This window comes from Rahnella sp. P4_A8, assembly GCF_056402435.1.
This window is the reverse complement of the sequence record NZ_JBFUHK010000269.1, coordinates 1-1,070: the sequence shown is the minus strand read 5'-3', so window position 1 is coordinate 1,070 and position 1,070 is coordinate 1. Positions and strand designations below refer to the sequence as shown.

2 protein-coding genes are annotated in these 1,070 nt (G+C 45.0%); one reads left to right on the top strand and one right to left on the bottom strand.

All coding sequences use genetic code 11. The annotated features are described in order from the left end of the window. Positions 1-265 precede the first annotated feature (265 nt). Complete coding sequence (locus tag AC1DUO_RS25330; RefSeq protein WP_112288749.1) at positions 266-577, top strand: hypothetical protein; 312 nt, start codon at positions 266-268, stop codon at positions 575-577. Between the two features lie 214 nt (positions 578-791). Here AC1DUO_RS25330 and AC1DUO_RS25325 read toward each other — a convergent pair. Beyond that, a partial coding sequence (locus AC1DUO_RS25325; RefSeq protein ID WP_477989441.1) for a hypothetical protein occupies positions 792-1,070 on the bottom strand: 279 nt, incomplete at its 5' end.

Sequence of the window (1,070 nt, the reverse complement as noted above, 5' to 3'; positions counted from 1 at the left end):
CGGCTACTCAGCCCTGAAGGGTTGCTTACCGGATTTACTTTCACCCCCTGGCTCCGGGGTTAATCAATGTCCGCTTTAGGCACCAAACTGCTGTAGGTGAAGCCCATCAGGCTGCTTCGAGCGATGAGCGGACATACAAGAAGAGGGAGGCTGGCTGATCCCAATAATTAGTTTTTAAGTTACGAAGCATGCTAATTGGAAAATACGCCATAAAGTGACTTCCGATGGTATGGTTACATTCTTACCACTAAAAGAGGAAACACTAATGATTGTAAGGACCTGGCACGGTTGTGTTCCACTAAAACATGCTGAAGCTTTTGCGAAACACCTTGAGAAAACAGGTGTAGAGCATTCTAAGAGCATATCTGGGAACATAGGCGCTTGTGTGCGTAGAGAAACCCAAGGTGGCTGGGAGCATTTTTTTCTGGCTACTTACTGGCAAGATCTACAATCGGTTAAGACATTTGCCGGAGAAAGCTATCACGTAGCTGTGACTTACCCAGATGACGAAGAATTTGAACTACTTTCCGATCCCTACGTATTCCAGCATGTAGTGGAAAACGTTGCGCCGCTTTAGCTTCGTTTTCGGGATAACCTGTCGGTTACCCGAATTTTGTATAATATCCAAACTCATTCAACGTGCTGAGGTCTGCTCTTGGCACTGAGCGAATGACGCATGTGAGGAAGGTCAGCCATGAGCGAGGAGCAGACTTTATGCTTGGATTAGAAATGGTATTTAGAGGTTTCACACAGGCAAAATCTGATTCGGTAAAACCTTTTCACGCCGAGTTTTACCGAATTATTATTAAGCGCGCAGCGTTAAGAACTGAATCATCTATCTCGTAAAACTTTCGTGCTGCGCGTGTTGGAAAAGGATTCTCAATTTTTTTGATTGTTTTTATCTCCCAAGCTAGCCAACCGGCTTCATAATAAGATGCGCAAGCTTTAGGGATGTCATCTTGCCTAAACTCTCTGATTTCTCCCAAGGTAATGATAGCTAAGGCGGTTCCGACCTCCTCTTGGCCATCGACCGTGAGGAAGTGTTCATTTTCAACCAGTAATATCTCTTC

Bases quoted from the DNA above. Each gene is read 5' to 3' on its own strand.
- AC1DUO_RS25330 (WP_112288749.1), top strand. From the start codon at position 266: ATGATTGTAAGGACCTGGCACGGTTGTGTTCCACTAAAACATGCTGAA.